Source organism: Saliniramus fredricksonii (assembly GCF_900094735.1).
GTDB lineage: Bacteria > Pseudomonadota > Alphaproteobacteria > Rhizobiales > Beijerinckiaceae > Saliniramus > Saliniramus fredricksonii.
In genome coordinates, this window is sequence record NZ_FMBM01000002.1 from 769,158 (window position 1) to 787,383 (window position 18,226).

The window sequence follows — 18,226 nt, forward strand, 5'->3', positions numbered from 1 at the left end:
CGAATGCGATGATGCGATCTTTCCAAAAATGCCACAGCGTGCAATCCGGCATGCATGGCCGGGCAGAGCGCTGAGATACCAACCCGGCTCATCAAGCTGATCGCGCCTGAATGGCGGCTGAATGACCCGCGGCCTCAGCTGCTGTTTCCGGGAAGCTCCAGGATTATTTCCAGCCCGCCCTTTGCGGCGTTTTCCAGGCGCAGGCGCCCGCGATAGAGCGCGACGAGATCGGCGACGATCGACAGGCCGAGACCCGAACCGGGCTTGGATTCGTCGAGGCGCTGGCCGCGTTGCAGCATCTGCGCCCGCGCCGCCGGATCGGGGACGCCGGGGCCGTCATCGGTGATGATCAGGATGAGCCGCGGCGCTTCGTCGTCGCCACCGGCACGCGCATGCAGGGAGACGCGGGATTCGGCCCATTTGCAGGCGTTGTCGAGCAGATTGCCAAGCATCTCCTCGAGATCCTGCTTCTCGCCGCGAAACTGCGCGGCCTCCAGCCCGTTGAAATCGAACGCGATATCCTTGTCGCGATAGATGCGTGCAAAGGTGCGCGCGAGCGCCTCCGCCACCGGCTTGACCGGGGTGATCGACCCGAGCGTACCGGCAAGCGCGGCGGCGCGGGCGCGGTCGAGATGATAGGTCACCTGATCGCGCATGATCCGCGCCTGCTCCCCGACGGTGCGAGCGAGGGTATCGTCACGCCCCTGGGCCTCGTTGACGAGCACCGTCAACGGTGTCTTCAGCGCATGGGCAAGATTGCCGAGCTGGGTGCGGGCGCGCTCCAGAATGTCGCGATTGCTCTCGATCAGCAGATTGATCTCGCCGGCCAGCGGCGCAATGTCGCGCGGATAATCGCCGGCGATCCGCTCAGCCTCGCCGCGCCGCACGCTGATCAGCGCCGCGCGCAGGCGCTGCAGGGGTGAGAGGCCGAAGCGGATCTGCAGCAGGGTCGACAGGGCGAGCGCCAGGCCAAGTGCAGCGAAGGTGAGGCTGATTGCAAGCGTGAAGCCACGCACATCCGAATCGATCTCGTCGGAGGGGCCGGCGACGCTGATGATGTAATGCGTGTCCTCGCCGACACGGATATCGCGCTCGATCAGGCGCAAAGCGCGCTCGTCGGGACCCTCGGCATAACCGCGCCGGATTCCGCTCTCGGGATCCGCCTCGGCCTGCGCATCCAGGGCGGGCAGGGTCGCGCCGACGAGCGAGAGCGAGGTGCGGATATCACGCAAGGCGGCGCCGGGCTGTGCGATCTGCCAGTACCAGCCCGAGAGCGGCAGATCGAAAAACGGATCCCCCGCCGCCTGCGCCCCGCGCGACTCGTCACCCGCCGCGATATCCGCCGAGAGCGCGCTGACATAGACGAGAAGCCGCCGGTCGAAGGTCTGTTCGGTGGTCTCACGATACAGTGCCACGAGGATCACCCCGGCCACCAGCAGGATCGTGAAACTCCAGAACAGCGCCGAGACCGCCAGCCGAATCGCGATGGGTCTGTTGGCAAAGAGCTTCATTGCCGCATGTGAGCGTAAACAGGCGACTGCTTCAAGCTTGCTGCTTCGAAAGAGCGGTTTTCAGAGAATTCCTCCGGTCCGCATGGTGATTGCAGGCCTACACGGAGCAACCTTCACGGCGAGGGCTTGCCGCATCACCCCACGCTCACCTGCCCCTCGAAGGTGAACTCATCGCCATCCTCATGCGTCCAGACGAAGCTGAAATCGCTCGTCTCTTCGATGCGCACGAAGAAGACGTGGTACGGGTTGGCGGAACTGCCATTGTCGAAATGATAGGTGAAAACCGGCTCGCCATTCATGCGCACTTCCAGCCGCTCGAGCATGTCGCGCGGCTCGGGGGAGGAGAGGCCGGTGATCATCGGGTGATCGATCAGCGTGCGGATCTCGATTACCTCACCGGCGGAGGCGGAACCGGGCAGGCGGACGCGGGGGCGTGACATGGCTCTTCCTTCTCTCGCTGGCTCAGGTGGTGCAGCCGCCGACGGAAACCTCGACGAAGGCGCTCTGCCGCAGCAGCGTGCCGTCTGACAATTCGGCCAGAACGATGACTTCCTGGTCGTCGGCCAGACGGATGCGTGTCGTAACCTCCGCGCGCCCGTTGGCGGGGCTCAGATGGAAGACGCCGATCCCGGGGGCGGGGTTGCGCGTGGCGAAGACATGGATGGCGCGCACATGGTCATCCGCCGTCATCGGGCTTTCCACGATCACGCCGAGCGGCACCGAGGCACCGTTCGCCGCGATCTCGGGAAGGTCGAGTTCGATGCCGCCCTCGGTCACGTCGCGTCCATTGATCGCCGCGCGGATCGCTGCTGCGACCTCGTCATCGAGATCGGCCCAGGCGAACGGCCTGGGGCTGATCGTCAGGGCGACAAGGGCGGCGGAAGCGCTCAGAAATGCGCGGCGATGGATCGTCATGCAAAGTCCTCCTTACGAGAACATGTCCGTCGTGATGCTGTCATACCAGGCATCGGCATATTCGGCCTCGCGACGGCGGTTATAGGCCAGCTCCGAGAGCGGCCCGCGCGGCGAGAGGCCACCCGAATCCGGAGTTGCCATTATACCGCCTTCGCCATCCTTGCGGAAGATCGCCGCAACCGAAACGGCGTAATCATCGCCAAGATGACTATAGCAGGTATTGAAATAGACCGGATCCGCGGGCGCCGCTTCGCCGCGCAGATCGGCGATCGCTGCGGCGACGGCCTGCTTCGAGGTGGAATTGGCCACATAGCCGGATTTCGGCATCGGCGATCCGATATTGGCGTCCCCGATCACGTGAATGTCCGGCGCGGCTTCGGCGGCGAAGGTCAGCGGATCGACCGGCACCCAGCCGCTGTCATCGGCAAGGCCCGTATCGCGGGCGATGGCGGCGGCATATTGCGGCGGGATGACATTGCCGACATCCACCTTGTGGCGCTCGCCGAACTCGCTGATGAAGACCCTTTCCTGCGGATCGACGGCGGTGATGGTGCCGTCCTGGCTGGCGGGAATCCACTCGATCATGTCGCCGTAGAGCTCGGCCCAGCCGTCCTGGAACAGGCCCTGCTTGGAAAAGCCGTCCTTGGCGTCGAAGGCGAGGATCTTGGCGCGCGGATTATGCTGCTTGAGATGATGCGCGATCATCGAGATGCGCTCATAGGGGCCGGGCGGGCAGCGGAACGGATTGGGCGGAATCGCCAGACCCACGACGCCGCCTTCGGGCAGCGCCTCGAGCTGGCGGCGCAGAATGCTGATCTGGCTGCCGTCACCGCCCATCCAGGCATGCGGGAAGATCTCGGATGCGGCCTCGTCATAGCCCTCGATCGCATCCCGGCGCAGGGCGATGCCCGGCGAGACGATGAGCTTGTCATAGGCGATCCGGGTATCGTCAGCCAGCGTGACCCGCTTCGCGACCGGATCGATATCCCTGGCCCGGTTCTGCACCACATCGACGCCGCGCGCGCGCAGGCCGTCATAGCTGTGGGTGATCTGCGGCAGCGCGCGCTTGCCGCCCAGGATCAGATTGCCATAGGGGCAGGTGACGAAGCTGTCATAGGGCTCGATCAGCGTGACGTTCACGTCCGGATAGCTGATCCGCGCGAACCGGGCGGCGCTGGCGCCACCGAAACCGCCGCCGATCACCACGAGGCGCGGGCCGGAATCTGCGCGCAGGATCGCGGGGGCGGCAAGGGTGAAGGCGCTGCCGGCAAGGAGGGCGCCGAAGTGACGGCGCGTGAGTTTGGGCGAAAATCCGTTCGAAAATCCGTTCATGGCAAAACCCTCAGCGCAGCTGCGAGAAATAATCGGCGAGTGCGGCGACTTCGTCGTCGGTATAGCCGGGTGCGATGCGGTTCATGATGGTCGCAGGGCGCTCGTCCTTGCGGAATGATTCCCATGTCGTGATGAAGGCATCGCGACCATAGCCCGCGATCTGCGGCACGGAGCCCGTGCCGACACCGGACTGGCCGTGGCAACCGGCGCAGCCCTGCGCGATCATCGGTGTGCGGATTTCCTCGGCCTGCGCCGCGCCGATTGGTGCAACCGCCCCCAGTACCAGCGCCAGCGCGCCGCCCCGCAGGGCCTGTGACAAGAAAGACATCGACTTCCCCAATTCCGTGGAACCAATCAAATTACACCGTCAGATTAACGCAGGCATAAAAATACATCAACAGCCGTTTGAATATTTATTTTTACATTAATTTATGTGTTTATGGCTCGCCTCACTGCTCTTCGGATCAAGGGCGAAGAGGGGGCGCACAGAGGTGCCGAGCCATGTTCCGGGCAGGGCCGCGATGATCCAGATCCAGCCATGCAGGCTCCCCGAGGCGACGCCGGAGAAGAAGGCGCTGATATTGCAGCCCAGCGCCATGCGTGCACCGTAGCCGAGCAGGAGGCCGCCGATGATCGCCGCCGCCAGCGGGCGCAGGCCGATCCGCCAGCCGGGCCGGAAGCGTCCCGCAAAACCGGCGGCGAGGAAGGCGCCGAGAATGAGCGAGACGTTCATCAGCGTCATCGCATCGCGGTCCAGCGGGCGGTGCAGCAGATCGACGCGTGTGGGGTCGCTCCAATAGGCCCAGAAGAAGGGATCATCGATGCGCAGATGGTCCACCACCAGCGAGCCCCAATGCGCGAAGGACTGGGTGATCGCCCAGGGCCTGCCCGCAACGACCAGCGTCGCCGCATTGAGGAGCGCCAGCGCCAAAGCCGCCCAGGCGAAGGGCCATGGGCCTGTCAGGAAGTGGCGCGGGTGACGCGTGAAGATCGGCTCGACATGGCCGTGCAGCCGGCGTTCGCGCCGCGCCAGCAGCCAGGCGATGGCGACGAAGAGCGCGAGCTGGAGCGTCAGCGCCGGCCAGAGGCCGAGGGTCTCAGGCAGCGAAATCGGGGGCAGGGCCGGCAGATCCTGCCAGCGCTCCATGTCCCAGGCGCCGATGGTCATGCCGATGATGAAGAAGGTCAGGGTGATCAGGCTGCGCGTATCGCCGCCGCCGGAGGTGTAGAGCGTGCCCGAGGCGCAGCCGCCGCCCAGTTGCATGCCGATCCCGAAGAGAAACGCGCCAAGCGCGACTTCCCACCCGGCGGGAAAGACGAAGCCGCGTACCGGATTGCCGAAGACGGAGCCGGCCTCGATCGCGGGAAAGAAGATCACGACGGCGACAGCCAGCATCAGCATCTGCGCGCGCACCGAGGCGCTCTTGCCACGCGTGATCATCACGCGATAGGCGCCGGTGAAGCCGAAAGCGGCGTGATAGAGCGCAAAGCCGAGCCCGGCGCCGATCAGCCAGAGCGCGGCCAGCCGCCAGCCGGCATCGGTGAAGACATGGGCGGTCATGCCGATCAGGGCGGCGAGCGCGAGCAGGACGACGATGCGCTGCGGTCGCGGCAGGCCCATCGCATCGTCGGGCGTCGCGGAAGAAACGGTGGCGTGGCGCGTCATCGCGGCTGCCTCTCCCGCGCGAAACCCGGCTGGTCTTTCTTGCAAGCGTGCGATTTCATTCTCCCTGATTGCCGCAATCAGCTCCAAAATGCAACGCGTTCCGTGTTACGTTGCGGAATTACGGTTTTATGTTGTAATTATTTCTAAACACCTTGGTTTAAACGTATTTGTGAGGAGGAGACTTTGCGAGATGCAGATCATCCCGGCTCCCGAAACCGCGAGCCCGCGCATTCACGTGCTTCACGACAATGACGCGTGGATCGTGCCCCAGCGCGTCGCCTTTGAAGAAAGGGGCACGCCCTTCACGGAAAGGCTCACGGACAGGGGCGGGCTCGATCCGCGCGCCACGCCGCCCGCCGGCGCCCGTCGTGGAGAAGTTTCGCATCGATCCCGATTTCGACACCCCGCTGAATCCGCTTCTGGAAAAGGTGATCAGGGCCAACGCTATCGGGATTCAAGGCATGCCCGCGATTGCCGGGTATCTGCATGATCAGCTCGATTGAACAGTCGCGCGGATGCAGCGGCGGGACTGTTCGTCAGCGCAGGAAAAAAGCCCGGAGGCAACCGAGAAAATTATGAGAAAAGCTGATTTGAATTGATGTGATTGCGAATCCTTTTACATGTTTCCCCTACGGTCCGCGTATGCAGTCGACCGGCGGAACCATGATCAGGCAAGCCAAACCGTCACTTTTGCGCGCGGCCTTCGCCGTTATCGGTGGGGCCGTATTGATTGCCTGCATGCTCGCGGCGATGGCCTGGCGTGCGGATGTGGCGGAGCGCAACCTTCAGGCCGAAACACGCTTCGCCATCGAGGCCATCGCGGATACCTTCGATCCCCGCCTGCTGGAAGCTTCTTTTGACGGCAATGCCCCCGGCGCTGCGGCGAGAGACCGCGTCGCGCGGCTGGTCGCGAAACTCGCGACCCTCCCCGATTATCCGGTATCCGGTATCGCGTTCATTCCCGATGAGGGTGCGTCGTTTCTGATCGGGACCGATCCACGCGGCCTGGTCGATCTGCAGATCGATCCGCAGGCCGAGGCGGGCGCGAGGTCCGATGCTGTGATCACGGCGGATGGTGCGCTTGTCGCATCCGTGCGGCGGCTGGAGAGCGGCCATGTCGTGTTGCATGGGGTGATACCGCTGGTGCAACTCGTCGCCGTGCGTGACATGGCGCGTCATGACGCGATCAGCCTGTTCGTGCCGCTCATCGTCCTGCTGATGATGGGGAGTGTGGTCTTCCATTATCGCTGGGGCAGCGGCGCGCGAAACTCACGGATGCTGCGCGCCGCCGAGGCCGTCTATTTCGTCGTGTTCGGCTGTATCACGATGCTGATCATCGCCCTCGCCATTCACGACGCGCGGATCGACCGCGCGCATCGCGATTTCATGAGAACCGCGCATCATCTGGGCCAGCAGGTGAATACCGCGCTGGCGCGTACGGTATCCACGCTGCCGCATGCCGATCCGAGGACGTCCGAAGCGCAATCGCGGCTCGCGCATGATCTGCTGCATGCCTATCTTCTCGATGATGTGCTCGGTTCGGCCGTTGCGCGCGGGACGGTCGTGTCGCTCGGGATCAGGCTTGCCGGTGAGGATGGCCGGGATCCACCTGTCGGCGTGTTCCCGGGTTTCGATCCGGATGCGGCAGCCAATGGCTCAGAACGCTGCGGGGCGGACGATATCTGCCGTTTCGTGCCCGTCTTTGCCGGTGATGGAATGCTCCTGCTCGGCCTGCAAGCGCCGGAGCACGAGACTCCCGCCTTCGTCGACTCCGCCGTGCCTGCCCTGGCTGCGGGGTTGCCGCTGACGCTTGGGCTGACCCTCGTCAGCTTCTTCGTGGGAGGGCGTCGCGCGCAGACGGAACGCGTGTTGCGTGAGCGCGCCGTGGCCCTGCATGCGAGCCAGGCGCGCTTCCGGGCCTTGCTCTCCAGCATCGACGATGTCGTGCTCGTTCTCGATCGCGATGCGCGTTTCAGCGAAGTTTTCGTGCCGGAGACGCAGCGGCGGGTCTTCGATCCCGCCGGCCTGCTCGGGCGCAGGCTTCCCGATTCATCCCTCCCGTCGGCGCTGATCGGCCTGATCGACGAATGCATGGTGCGCGTGCGTGAATGCGGCATTGCGACAACCATCGACTTCCCCGTCGACTGCGAGGGCGAGGAGCTCTGGTACGATCTGCGTCTGTCGCCTTTGCGCGATGCGGCCGGAGAGGCGCTGGGCGTGATCGGCGTCGCCCGCGAGACGACGCAGGCGCGGCGCGCGCAGATCCGGCTGGAGCACCGCGAGGCCTTCATGCGGCTTCTGACGGCGCTGTCGACGCAATTCGTCAACATGCGCGACGCTGACTGGGACAATCTGGTCACCCTCGCGCTCCAGCGCATCGGCCGGTTCTGTGGTGCCGACCGCAGCTATCTCTTCGTCTTCGACGCCGAGTCGAAGACCATGACCAATACCCATGAATGGGTGGCACAGGGGATCACACCGCAGATCGACATGCTGCAGGATTTCCCCGTCTCCGGCATCACCTCGGTCTTCCGTCATCTCGCCAATCATGAAACCGTGATCGTGAACGATGTCGCCAGCCTGCCGGCGAGCTGGAGCGAGGAGCGCAAGCTGTTCGAAGCGCAGGACATCCGCTCGGTCATTCTCATGCCGGTCATCGAAGACGAGACGCTGATCGGATTCGTTGGATTCGATGCCGTTGTGGCGTTGCGGGAGTGGAGCGCGCTGGAGAGTCATCTGTTGCGGGTCTTTGCCGATATTCTCGCCAGTGCCATGGCGCGCCGACGTGCGGATACGGCCTTGCGTGACGGCGAAAAACGCTATCGTGACGTGGTGAACCGCGTGCGTGAAGTGATCTTTCGCACCGATAAGCAGGGCAAACTGATTTTCCTGAACGATGCATTCGAGAATCTGCTCGGCATTCCCGCCGAAGACGCGCTCGGTGCCAATCTCGACGGTTTCATGGATGCGCGCGACAGCGAGGCATTCCGCAAGCGCATCGCCCGCCTCTTCGCCGGCGGCGTCGGCGAATTGCGTTGGGAGGCGCGCTGTTCGCATCGCGTCGGCGAGTCGCGTCGCGTGGAGATCTATTGCGAGGCCGAGCATGACATGCATGGTGTGATGACGGGCGTCTTCGGTACCATGGTCGACATCACCGAGCGCCATGCCGCCCTGGAAGAGGTCGAGCGGCTGGCCTTCTTCGATGCCCTGACCAATCTGCCCAACCGACCGCAGCTGATGCACAGGCTGGCTGAGGCGCTGACCGAGACGGCCGCTTCCGGGCGTTATGCGGCTTTGCTCTTTCTCGACCTCGACAATTTCAAGACACTCAACGACACGTTCGGGCACGACAAGGGAGACAGCCTGCTGGTGGCGGTCGCCGAGCGCCTGCGCAGCCGCGTCGGTGACGGCGATCTCGTCGCGCGGCTCGGCGGTGACGAGTTCGTGGTCATCCTGCGCAACCTGTCGCCGGATCTGCGCGAGGCCGGCATTCAGGCCGGCCAGGTTGCGGAACGGCTGCGCACCGGCCTCAACGGCTCCTATGATCTCGCGGGCCATAATCACTACGTTTCCCCCAGTATCGGTATCCGTGTCTTCGGCTCCGAGACAGGTGACGTGGAGACGCTGCTGCGTCATGCCGATCTCGCCATGTACGAGGCCAAGGCGAGCGGGCGCGACAATATCCGCTTCTTTACCATGGAGATGGAGCAATCGGTGATGCGCCGGGCCGGTCTGGAGGCGGATCTGCGCATGGCCCTCGAGGAAGACGCCTTCTTCCTGCATCTCCAGCCACAGGTCGACCGCGTCGGTGCGATTACCGGCGCCGAGGCGCTGGTGCGCTGGCGTCATCCGGAGCGCGGCTTCGTCTCCCCTGCGGATTTCATCCCGGTGGCGGAGGAGACCGGTCTGATCGTCCCGATCGGACGCCGGGTCGTGGAAATGGCTTGCGAACAACTTGCCCGGATACAGGCCGAATCCGGCGATGCCGGCTTCACCATGGCCATCAATATCAGCACCCGGCAATTCCGGGAGCCGGATTTTGCGATCCTGATGGAACTCGCGGCAAAATATCACGGCGTCGACCCTGCCTGCCTCAAGCTCGAACTGACGGAGAGCCTGTTCCTCGACGATATGGACTTTGCGATCGGACGCATGCAGTCCCTGCGTGAGAAAGGTTTCCGTTTCTCGCTTGATGATTTCGGGACCGGTTATTCCTCGTTGACCTATCTGAAGCGGCTGCCCTTCGACGAGATCAAGGTCGATCAGGCCTTTGTTGCCGACATATTGGAGAGCGAGCGCGCTGCCACGATTGTCGAGACCATCATCCGGATGGGCAAGGCCCTCGATCTCGCCGTCATCGCCGAGGGTGTCGAGACCGCAGGCCAGTTGACGCGTCTGCTCGAAGGTGGCTGCGAAGCCTATCAGGGGTATTTCTTTGGCCGCCCCGTCGTGATCGACGACTTTCTTGCAACTCTCAGCGAGCGCCGCGCGTTCCTTGACAGCGCGGGCAGGGCCTGAACGCGCGGCGATCTGCCGAGGCGGTATTGGCCACTCATCCCGTCGCGCCGGTTTGACAGGCTCGCCGACAACACCCCATATCCGGGAAGGTTTCGAAAGGGAGGATGGCCATGGAATACCTGCACACGATGATCCGCGTCGGCGATGTCGACAAGGCGCTCGATTTCTTCTGCAACAAGCTGGGCATGACGGAAATGCGTCGCGTCGAGAACGAGAAGGGGCGCTTCACTCTGATCTTCCTTGCCGCCGACAAGGATATCGAACGCGCCCAGGAGACGCGCGCGCCGCTGCTTGAACTCACCTATAACTGGGACGAGCATGAATATGGTGGCGGGCGCAATTTCGGCCATCTCGCCTATCGCGTCGACGATATCTACGCCACCTGCCAGAAGCTGATGGACCAAGGCGTCACCATCAACCGCCCGCCGCGCGACGGCTTCATGGCCTTCGTCAAGTCGCCGGACGGGATCTCGATCGAACTCCTGCAACGCGGCGAGCCGCTGCCCTCGCAGGAACCCTGGGCCTCGATGGAGAATACCGGGAGCTGGTGAGGCAACGCCCCGCCGCCGCGCGGATGTGTCGCGCGGCGGATGGTGGGCATGTTCCATCCATGGTTTGCTGGGCAGGGAAATCGCCCTTCATGGAGCGCGCGTCCTGGCCTTCCTCCCCAGCGGGGAGGGAAAGCCCTGTGTCATCGCGTATCACCCTGTCGCACCCTGTCTCACGAATCTTTACTGAGCAACGGTTTGATGTCTCAATCTGTCTCAGGTTGTCTCACCGCGTATCACGGCGCTCGTTGTTCATTTGAGGTACCGGTTCCTTAAAAATAAGGGACGCCTTTTTGGCAAGCTGCAGCAGGAGTTTGTCGTTCATCAGCATCTCATGGCCCTTGAGCATCGCCGAAATTGTGTAGAAGCCGCCTCGATAATTCGCATCCTCCCTGATATCGGCTTCAGCAGGAATGAACATGCGAAACTCATCTTCCTCATCGATTATGGTGAAAACGAGCTTCACCTTTTCCCCAACGCTCGGGAACTCGAAACGGTAGGCCCCGGCCCTTTTCTGGCCGTGGGATACGAAAACCCCACTATGGCGCCCCTGGTGGATTCCAAAGAAATGGCTTCGCTGCGCTTCATTCTCGTCCTCCGGGAAGGCGATACTCACCCCTTCGATCTGCAGGAGACCGGCAACCACATTGATGGCTCCGTGTGACGAGGCGCGGTGCCTCGCGGTGTCGAGGGTGTCCTGCATGATCGTGCTACCATGGGCGAGCCATGCGGTGTCGGCACTCAATATCTCTGCAAGCGCCTCAAGTTTTTTCGCTCGTGGTCGTATGGTCCCTGCATACCATTTTCTCACGGTCTCTAGGGTGACCTCGATCCCATGTTTTTCACGGAGTTCGTTCCTCACCCAACTGAACATGCCCTTGTTTTTCTCGGGGATTCTCGGGTTGCCTTCGAGGGCCACTTTCATACGGTGTGAAAACTCGTGGTCGGGTGCATTGATGGGACTCATTGTCGATCCTTTTGACCGGGTTCGATCATCGATTCAATCGCGCATCAAATTATGAAAGTCAAGTTTAACTTGTGAAACGGATTTTTAGGCGTGCATGCGACTGCACTCTCAGGCGCGACTGAAGAGCAGTCCACGCGGTAAATTATGTAGGAATTATAGAACTTTAAGGCCTTAAAGAGTGCGATTCAATCAACCTGTTGATTATCTGGAGTTTGGAGGCGACTCTTTCCATAAATCACTTTATAAGTGATATTTAAACATGAAGTGGGCAATTGATTGATTGGGAAGCCAATGACATCGAACCGCACCGGCCTTGGGAAGAGGCACAAGAGAATCAACAAGGAATCCAAGCTTTTTGCCCTTCTCTACGAGAAGCTGCCTGAATATCGGCACGTAAATACGCCGTATACACTGAAGGTCACGCGACTGTGCAACGATTTTAGGATCGCGCCACAGGGTTTCTACAATTGGGTCAGGGAAGATTTCCTTCCTCAGAAGCAGGCTGTTCCGCTCACTCGCCTCAGCGGATCGCTGATTACGCTGGAAGACCTCATCCCTTTCGTCATGAAAGACTGACGAATCGTTCTGTGATTCTCGGGGGACAGAACGGGTGATGCGGTGCTGAAAGACATAAAGCCGCTCGTAGAAGCGGGATTCTCACTTCTCTGGTTGCGTGAGCGGACAAAGCGCCCGGTCGAGGCCGATTGGACCAATCTACCGACCCTCAGCTACGCCGATCTCAAGCGGAAATACCGCGAAGGGATGAACGTCGGCGTGCGCCTGGGCAAGCCGTCGAAGGTGGATGGGCTCTACCTCCACGTCATCGACATGGATATCCGCGACGACCTCTACCTCGACGACGCAATCGACGCCATCGAGCACATCACGGGTCTCAACGTCTCGGAATTTCCGACCGTCATCAGCGGCAGCGGCGGCAAGTCGCGCCACTTCTATTTCCTCTGTGACCGACCTCTCCACAGCAAAAAGCTCTGGCGCAGCGACGAAGCGAAGAAGGTCGATGGGAAGTCGGTGAGGTGCGCCGAGGTCGAGCTATTCGGCACCGGCAAGCAGGTTGCGCTTCCGCCGTCGATCCATCCGGACACGGCCAAGAGATACCGGTGGAAGGAAGAGTTCGACGAGCGCCATCTGCCCGAGATCGACGCCGATCAGATCGAGGAGCGCATCGAAGATACCGAGCGCGGCGAGACCGGCTCGATCGAGCCTCTCGGGCTCAGCCTCGGCGACGCCGAGCACATGCTTGAGATGGTGCAGCCCTGGGCCGACGACCGCGACACATGGCTCAGGGTCGGCATGGCCCTCAAGCATGAGTTCGGCGACGACGGGTGGGTGCTCTTTGACCGGTGGTCGAAACAGGGGCGCGGTTACGACAAGCGCGAGAACCGGGCACAGTGGAAGACGTTCAAGACCGACCGCCGCAGCCTCGTGACGATGCGCACCATCGCCAAAGAGGCGCGCGAGGCCGAGTACGAGGCGCAGTACGACGAGATCGCCGACGAGTTCGAGGACTTGCCGGATGAGGAGGTTGAGCCGGTCGAGGGCGACGACGACCCCATCGACTTCGAATCCCTCAAACACCTCATCAGGCTTCCGAAGCACTTGTGGAAGCCGCCCGGCGTGTTGGGCGATTTCGTGGACTACTACATGGCGACGGCGAAGGTTCCACAGCCGCAATTGGCCGTTCTCGCCGCCCTGGCGCTCGGCTCCGTCGTCTGCGGTCGCGGCTTCGTCACTGATAGGGACAATTACAGCAGCGCATTCTTCGCCGCCATCGCGGAGACGGCTGCCGGTAAGGAACACATCAAGAAGACGATCGAGGAGGCGCTGGTCGCGGGCGGGGCCGAGGAACTCATCGGCTACTCATCCTATACGTCAAACGCAGGCGTGATCTCGGCCCTTTTGCGGAAGCCGAAGCACATCACCATCACCGACGAGTTCGGTCGCTACCTCATGAGTTCACGCAAAAGCGGGGACAGTAATAAAGCCGACGAGCAATCTACCCTTATGGAGATTTTCGGACGTGCTGATGGGCGGATGGCCCCAAAATCTTACTCAACGATGCATAAGACGCCGGAACAGATCGAGGCCACCGAAGGTCGATATGTCGTAAGACCCGCGCTTACCTATTTCGGCCTCACCACGCCGGAGGTTCTATACAAAAGCCTCGGTGCTGAGGATGTAAATGACGGATTCCTCAACCGCTTCATCTTCATGCAGAGTGATATCGACTACGTGAAGAAAAATAACGCTCTCCCCCAGGAGGTGCCGAAGTCCGTTTCCGCATGGATCAGAGAGCATTTCAGCGCCTATGCCGAGGGGGAAGACGAGATTGGCACCATCGGAGACTTGATGGACCCGAAGAATCCGCCTGAGCCCGAGGTGATCCCGTTCACGAAAGAGGCGTCGGATTACCTCGACATGATCGATGAGCGCTACACCCGCAAAATGCGAAGGATGAAGCGCGACGGCAGCGGCTTCCAAGGGCTTTGGGGGCGAACGCGCGAGAAGGCCATGCGCCTGTCCCTCTTCATTGCGCTCAGCGACAGGCGCAGCAGAATCGGACTGAACCACATCAAATGGGCGAGCGATTTCGTCGAGCACTGCGATGACCGCTTCGCACAGCAGTTCGTAACGCAGGTCGGTAGGCATCGCCTCGATCCCATTGCCGAGACTGTAGCAAAGAAGATCGCCAGCTTCGGCCCGAAGGGGGTTAGCGAAGGCGTGTTGCTGAATAGGTGTCGCCCCTTCGCCAACCTCGAAAGTCGGGATCGCGAGGAGGTCATCGACCGGCTTCTGCGCGTCCACGGAGTCAGGAGGGTCCAGAGTAAATCAAAGCGCGGACGGTCAACAGCCATTTACATAGCAAAAGGAGAGAGTGATGAGTGAGATCACGTTGAAAATCGACGCGTCTGAGATTCTTGAGGAGGTCCGGAAAGCCTTTTTCAGCCCAGAAGTGAATGAAGCCGCCGAGCATGACCGCGCCCTGGATGAGGCTGGTAGGGAATGCCTAAAGGTGATCAAGCTGGAAGGTGAAGATGGTATATATAAGAGAGGTTTGGCTGCGCGATGCGCGTCATTCCGCAAGCTCAGTAGAGATGATCGGGAGGTGGTCATCGCCCGACTTCAACGTGATTATGGAGTCCAGGTGAAATTTATCCAATCAATCGGCACATGGCTCTACTATGTGAAGGCTGATCAGGAGGTCACTGAGGACGGGGTTCATATCGACGATCTGAGAGAAATCGCGGAAGCACTTTCGTTGATGATTGGGCATGCGGGATCGGATGGAATTTCGAGGGACGAGTTGATGAGACGGTCGCTGCCGCTCCGGATTATCTCAGTGCATGACGCAGCACAGGTCTCTCGTATTCTGCAAGAGGAATATAAGGTGAAAACGAGGTGGGACGAAAAAGGGAATGTCCAGTTCTACGTTTAAATCCCTGACATTTTCGAAAAGGCCCGCTTCGGCGGGCTTTTTTTATACATACACACTTGATACACGGGGTGTGTATCTTTCAAACCCTTATGGCGTACAGGTTTGAGGCGTATATATACACAAATACACAGATACACAGGGGGTGCCTGTGGGGGGCTTTCGAGGGTGGATTCGAGTGTGATTTCAAAAAAGGGTGTGGGGGTGTGTATCTGTGTATATATAATAATATCTATATATATATCAATAACTTAGATCCAAATTATATATACACACCCTGTGTATCTGTGTGTATCTTTAAAAAATAAAAAATTCGAGGTGTGAGCGGACAAAAATAAGGATTTTCAGCCGAAAAACTGTCAAACACCGGGGCTCAGCGCCCCCCGCGACCGAGTATCCCCGCAGGAAGGACCCGGAGCGACGGTCAAATTGTCTCAAACTCTTTAAGCGCGTGTTAACCTGTCTCAAACGGCAAGGCATTGTCTCAACTTGTCTCATGCCCATTAACGCCCGCTTAACCTTCACGCGCCGCTAACACGTTCCCGCGAAGTCACTTCAAATGCATCACGCATTCAAGGCAATATCGATTCAATCCAGATGCACTTGCAACTTATTCGCAACTAGAATTTATGATTCATTTGAAACGAACCCGATTGGAATTTTCCCATGCGAATTCGTGCACCGATTTACCAGGCGATATCACCGGCCCGATACCAGGGCGCAACTAGGCGACAGGGCAGGAGCGCGCCCGATAAATGCGCCGATACGAATCCGCCCCGATGATTCCGGCTCTCGCGAGGCTCAGGGGCGCGAGCGATACGCGGCAAGGGCTCACATGGCTAAGCTTGATCGATCATGCGGGTGGCGGGCAACACGGAGAATGACGAGGTCGATAACGGCGAAGACAAGGCGGACTGGTTCAAGCTGCCACACATCATCGGGGCCACGCCACGGCAACGCGCGACCGAAAGGAAAGAGGTCATACGCAAGTCATAAGGGTTTACACAGACATTTTTCGATCAGAAGTAGAGCTTTGAGCGAACAAATGCAGGGTCGGGATCGTTCATGCTGGCACCGATCTGGGACCGTTGGGGCCTTTAACTCGCGTCTCGACCCGGCGTCGAGTCTCGACAGGGCTTGGGCGGGTATCGAGACGCTGATCGACGACGCCTTGTTTGGCGACGCCCGTAGTTAAAGATTGAATTCGCATCACCAACTAAGCAGGTGTGGGCTTCGACTCGGGGCTTTTTCACAAATGGCTAATCCTCCAGCGCCTTGAAGGCAGCATCGGCAGCGTCGCGGTAGAACTCGATCGAAATCTTCGTCCAGATTTCATCAGGGAGGTCGATCAGCTGCCGTCGAACGGAAACCGGAAGAAGTAGCGTTTGTGCCTGTTTCTCGACTGCCAGCTCGGCAATACGGATCGCGCTCGGCAATGGCTCGGTTGAACCGCCGAGCGCGAGAGAACCGGCAATAATCGTCGATCCGCGCGTATTCTTGCCGAGCATGGCGCCACACAGGGCGGCGAGCGTGGGAACACCAAGGGACGCCCCGCTCCTGTCCGCATCCATGGCCCGCAGCTGGACGGTGAATTCATGTGCGCGCGGATCACGATCACCGATGAGACCTTTGGCCTGCGCATAGAGATTCTGCTCCGCCACGCGGACGCTTTCGCGAAAGGCCGGCGGCGTCGGATGGTTCAGGATGCGCAGCCCCGCACCCGGCTGGGCCGTCACCTCGATACGATAGAGCCCAGGCCCGGTTTCGTTGCCACCGGGGCCGATCGCCCAAACCTGACCGGGTGGGAGCGGTTCGGCATCAATCGCCTCGTCCGAATGCAGCTCGGGTGTCGCGACGAACTGCTCAACACCGTCGAGACCCAGCGTGTAGCTGAACAGCGTGTTCCTGAACTCGCTCTTGAACACGCGTTTCTGCTGTTCTTTAACCCGCCGGCGGCTTTCGAGCGCCAGCCGCACGATCCACTCCAGATCCTGATCGGGAACTTCCGCTGCGGGATCGGGATGCAGCAATTTGACCAGCCCGCTGACGCTCTTTCTCACCGCTTCGATATCGCGCCCTGAAAGCGCGCCACCAAAGTGGATACGTCCGTCGAGGACGTTCGCGCGCGACGAAAAGCGCAGGCGCGTCCAGCTCTCCGAGAGGAAATCCGAGACCAGGCCGAAATGATCGGTGAGATGCGCGCGCGGGTCGAGCTTCGGGTAGTCCCAACCGGGCGCGTAGGCATGCAGTCGATCCATGAAGGCGGTATCGTCGCGCATTTCCGGCGGGAGCGGCGAGAGGAGGTGCCCGAAGCGCTGCGCCTGCTCCAGATCGACGTCGAGGTTGCCGACGAGGACGATACCGCCCTCGGCGCGGATGCTGTCCTTGCCGCGCGAAAACTCGCCGGAGGCCATGTAGCCCTTCATGATGTTGACGCCGTCCTTCGAATCGAAGGAAATGCCGGCGACTTCGTCGAAGCAGACGACATCATATTGGCAGACGAGGCCGCGCTGGCCGTTGGCCATGTTCACGAACATCCGGGCCACCGTCGCCTTGCCACCGGAAATCAGGTGGGCATAGGGCGAAATCTGCTGGAACAGATGGCTCTTGCCGGTGCCGCGCGGGCCAAGCTCGACAAAGTTGTAATTACGCTCGACGAACGGGATCATGCGCAGCAGGGCGACCCGCTTGGCGCGCTCATCGAAGGCGGATGGTTCGAGCCCGGTCGAACGCAGCAGGAAATCGATCCAGTCGGCAGTCGTGTCGAAGGCGCGGCGCCCGGCATAGAGCGTGTCGAGCACATCCGAGCGCGACATCTGGATCGGACGCATTGCCTCGATGCCGAAGGGGCGGCCATTTTTCTCCTGGGCGATGACGCTGTCGTAGGAGAGCGTGATCTCCGCGTAAAAGCCGTCGATCAGCATGCGCTCGTTTTCCTCGATCATGGCATCGGGGATGCGCACATCCCTGAGGGCGAGACTGGGGAGTTCTGCGACGTAACACGCGTTCTTTGCATCGAGTCGGGCGCGGATCACGTCGATCAGCCGCACTGACCCTTTACGGAACGCCTCGTTCTTGAAGACTTCCTCCTGCCCGGTACGAACGCAGCGGTCTTTCAGTTGCTTCTCGACGATCTCCAGCCCTTCCGCGATCTCCGCTTCGTCGGTAGAGGCGCAGTAGCGTCCCAGCAGGAATTCGACGACATAGGCGGGTACCGGATAGGCCTTGGCGTAGCGCCGAACCAGATCCTTGCGCACGACGAAGCCCTCAAAGGCGCGCGAGCCGATGTCGTCCAGGCGATCGAGTGTGAAGCTCACG

The 18,226-nt window shown here is 61.0% G+C and carries 14 protein-coding genes; 6 read left to right on the top strand and 8 right to left on the bottom strand.

What is annotated here, in order from left to right:
* Positions 1-134 precede the first annotated feature (134 nt).
* The 6 genes from GA0071312_RS10250 to GA0071312_RS10275 all read right to left on the bottom strand — a co-directional run bounded on the left by GA0071312_RS10250 (position 135) and on the right by GA0071312_RS10275 (position 5,424).
* The gene (locus GA0071312_RS10250) at positions 135-1,511 is read right to left on the bottom strand and encodes a sensor histidine kinase (protein ID WP_074444891.1); all 1,377 of its coding nucleotides are present in this window, start codon (positions 1,509-1,511) and stop codon (positions 135-137) included.
* Between the two features lie 134 nt (positions 1,512-1,645).
* Complete coding sequence (locus tag GA0071312_RS10255) at positions 1,646-1,951, bottom strand: thiosulfate oxidation carrier complex protein SoxZ (protein ID WP_074444892.1); 306 nt, start codon at positions 1,949-1,951, stop codon at positions 1,646-1,648.
* 22 nt (positions 1,952-1,973) lie between these two features.
* Positions 1,974-2,426: a thiosulfate oxidation carrier protein SoxY gene (locus GA0071312_RS10260; RefSeq protein WP_074444893.1), complete on the bottom strand. Its 453-nt coding sequence runs from the start codon at positions 2,424-2,426 to the stop codon at positions 1,974-1,976.
* A 12-nt stretch (positions 2,427-2,438) separates the two neighbouring features.
* The gene (locus GA0071312_RS10265; RefSeq protein WP_074444894.1) at positions 2,439-3,758 is read right to left on the bottom strand and encodes an NAD(P)/FAD-dependent oxidoreductase; all 1,320 of its coding nucleotides are present in this window, start codon (positions 3,756-3,758) and stop codon (positions 2,439-2,441) included.
* 10 nt (positions 3,759-3,768) lie between these two features.
* Entirely contained in the window at positions 3,769-4,086 is a 318-nt protein-coding gene (locus GA0071312_RS10270) for a c-type cytochrome (protein WP_074444895.1), read from the bottom strand.
* 96 nt (positions 4,087-4,182) lie between these two features.
* On the bottom strand, positions 4,183-5,424 hold the full coding sequence (locus tag GA0071312_RS10275) for a YeeE/YedE family protein (protein ID WP_238947173.1): 1,242 nt from the start codon (positions 5,422-5,424) through the stop codon (positions 4,183-4,185).
* 368 nt (positions 5,425-5,792) lie between these two features.
* On the opposite strand from GA0071312_RS10275, the gene GA0071312_RS20485 reads away from it, so the two are divergent.
* From GA0071312_RS20485 to GA0071312_RS10285, 3 genes are all read left to right on the top strand, one after another.
* Entirely contained in the window at positions 5,793-5,927 is a 135-nt protein-coding gene (locus tag GA0071312_RS20485) for a hypothetical protein (RefSeq protein ID WP_275262059.1), read from the top strand.
* A gap of 235 nt (positions 5,928-6,162) precedes the next feature.
* Positions 6,163-9,942 (top strand): sensor domain-containing protein, encoded by a 3,780-nt coding sequence (locus GA0071312_RS10280; protein WP_165604007.1) that lies wholly within the window; start codon positions 6,163-6,165, stop codon positions 9,940-9,942.
* 110 nt (positions 9,943-10,052) lie between these two features.
* A complete protein-coding gene (locus tag GA0071312_RS10285; RefSeq protein ID WP_074444897.1) occupies positions 10,053-10,493 on the top strand; it encodes a VOC family protein in 441 nt (146 codons plus the stop codon).
* 223 nt (positions 10,494-10,716) lie between these two features.
* Here the strand turns inward: GA0071312_RS10285 and GA0071312_RS10290 are convergent, their stop codons facing one another.
* Positions 10,717-11,457 (bottom strand): hypothetical protein, encoded by a 741-nt coding sequence (locus tag GA0071312_RS10290; RefSeq protein WP_131817771.1) that lies wholly within the window; start codon positions 11,455-11,457, stop codon positions 10,717-10,719.
* Positions 11,458-11,748: 291 nt separating this feature from the next.
* On the opposite strand from GA0071312_RS10290, the gene GA0071312_RS10295 reads away from it, so the two are divergent.
* From GA0071312_RS10295 to GA0071312_RS10305, 3 genes are read left to right on the top strand one after another with little or no spacing between them, the layout of a single operon-like run.
* Positions 11,749-12,033 (top strand): hypothetical protein, encoded by a 285-nt coding sequence (locus GA0071312_RS10295; RefSeq protein WP_074444899.1) that lies wholly within the window; start codon positions 11,749-11,751, stop codon positions 12,031-12,033.
* Between the two features lie 42 nt (positions 12,034-12,075).
* Positions 12,076-14,361: a PriCT-2 domain-containing protein gene (locus tag GA0071312_RS10300; protein ID WP_074444900.1), complete on the top strand. Its 2,286-nt coding sequence runs from the start codon at positions 12,076-12,078 to the stop codon at positions 14,359-14,361.
* A complete protein-coding gene (locus GA0071312_RS10305) occupies positions 14,354-14,911 on the top strand; it encodes a hypothetical protein (protein WP_074444901.1) in 558 nt (185 codons plus the stop codon). The genes GA0071312_RS10300 and GA0071312_RS10305 overlap by 8 nt, the downstream gene beginning before the upstream one ends.
* 1,256 nt (positions 14,912-16,167) lie before the next feature.
* Here GA0071312_RS10305 and brxL read toward each other — a convergent pair.
* Complete coding sequence (gene brxL / locus GA0071312_RS10310; protein ID WP_238947174.1) at positions 16,168-18,225, bottom strand: BREX system Lon protease-like protein BrxL; 2,058 nt, start codon at positions 18,223-18,225, stop codon at positions 16,168-16,170.
* Position 18,226: the final 1 nt, after the last annotated feature.

Excerpts from the sequence above, each read along its gene's own strand:
- GA0071312_RS10260 (WP_074444893.1), bottom strand. The coding sequence starts at position 2,426 with ATGACGATCCATCGCCGCGCATTTCTGAGCGCTTCCGCCGCCCTTGTC.
- GA0071312_RS10305 (WP_074444901.1), top strand. The coding sequence starts at position 14,354 with ATGAGTGAGATCACGTTGAAAATCGACGCGTCTGAGATTCTTGAGGAG.
- GA0071312_RS10265 (WP_074444894.1), bottom strand. The coding sequence starts at position 3,758 with ATGAACGGATTTTCGAACGGATTTTCGCCCAAACTCACGCGCCGTCAC.
- GA0071312_RS10270 (WP_074444895.1), bottom strand. The coding sequence starts at position 4,086 with ATGTCTTTCTTGTCACAGGCCCTGCGGGGCGGCGCGCTGGCGCTGGTA.
- GA0071312_RS10280 (WP_165604007.1), top strand. The coding sequence starts at position 6,163 with ATGCTCGCGGCGATGGCCTGGCGTGCGGATGTGGCGGAGCGCAACCTT.
- GA0071312_RS10285 (WP_074444897.1), top strand. The coding sequence starts at position 10,053 with ATGGAATACCTGCACACGATGATCCGCGTCGGCGATGTCGACAAGGCG.
- GA0071312_RS10275 (WP_238947173.1), bottom strand. The coding sequence starts at position 5,424 with ATGACGCGCCACGCCACCGTTTCTTCCGCGACGCCCGACGATGCGATG.
- GA0071312_RS10255 (WP_074444892.1), bottom strand. The coding sequence starts at position 1,951 with ATGTCACGCCCCCGCGTCCGCCTGCCCGGTTCCGCCTCCGCCGGTGAG.
- GA0071312_RS10290 (WP_131817771.1), bottom strand. The coding sequence starts at position 11,457 with ATGAGTCCCATCAATGCACCCGACCACGAGTTTTCACACCGTATGAAA.
- GA0071312_RS10250 (WP_074444891.1), bottom strand. The coding sequence starts at position 1,511 with ATGAAGCTCTTTGCCAACAGACCCATCGCGATTCGGCTGGCGGTCTCG.
- GA0071312_RS10295 (WP_074444899.1), top strand. The coding sequence starts at position 11,749 with ATGACATCGAACCGCACCGGCCTTGGGAAGAGGCACAAGAGAATCAAC.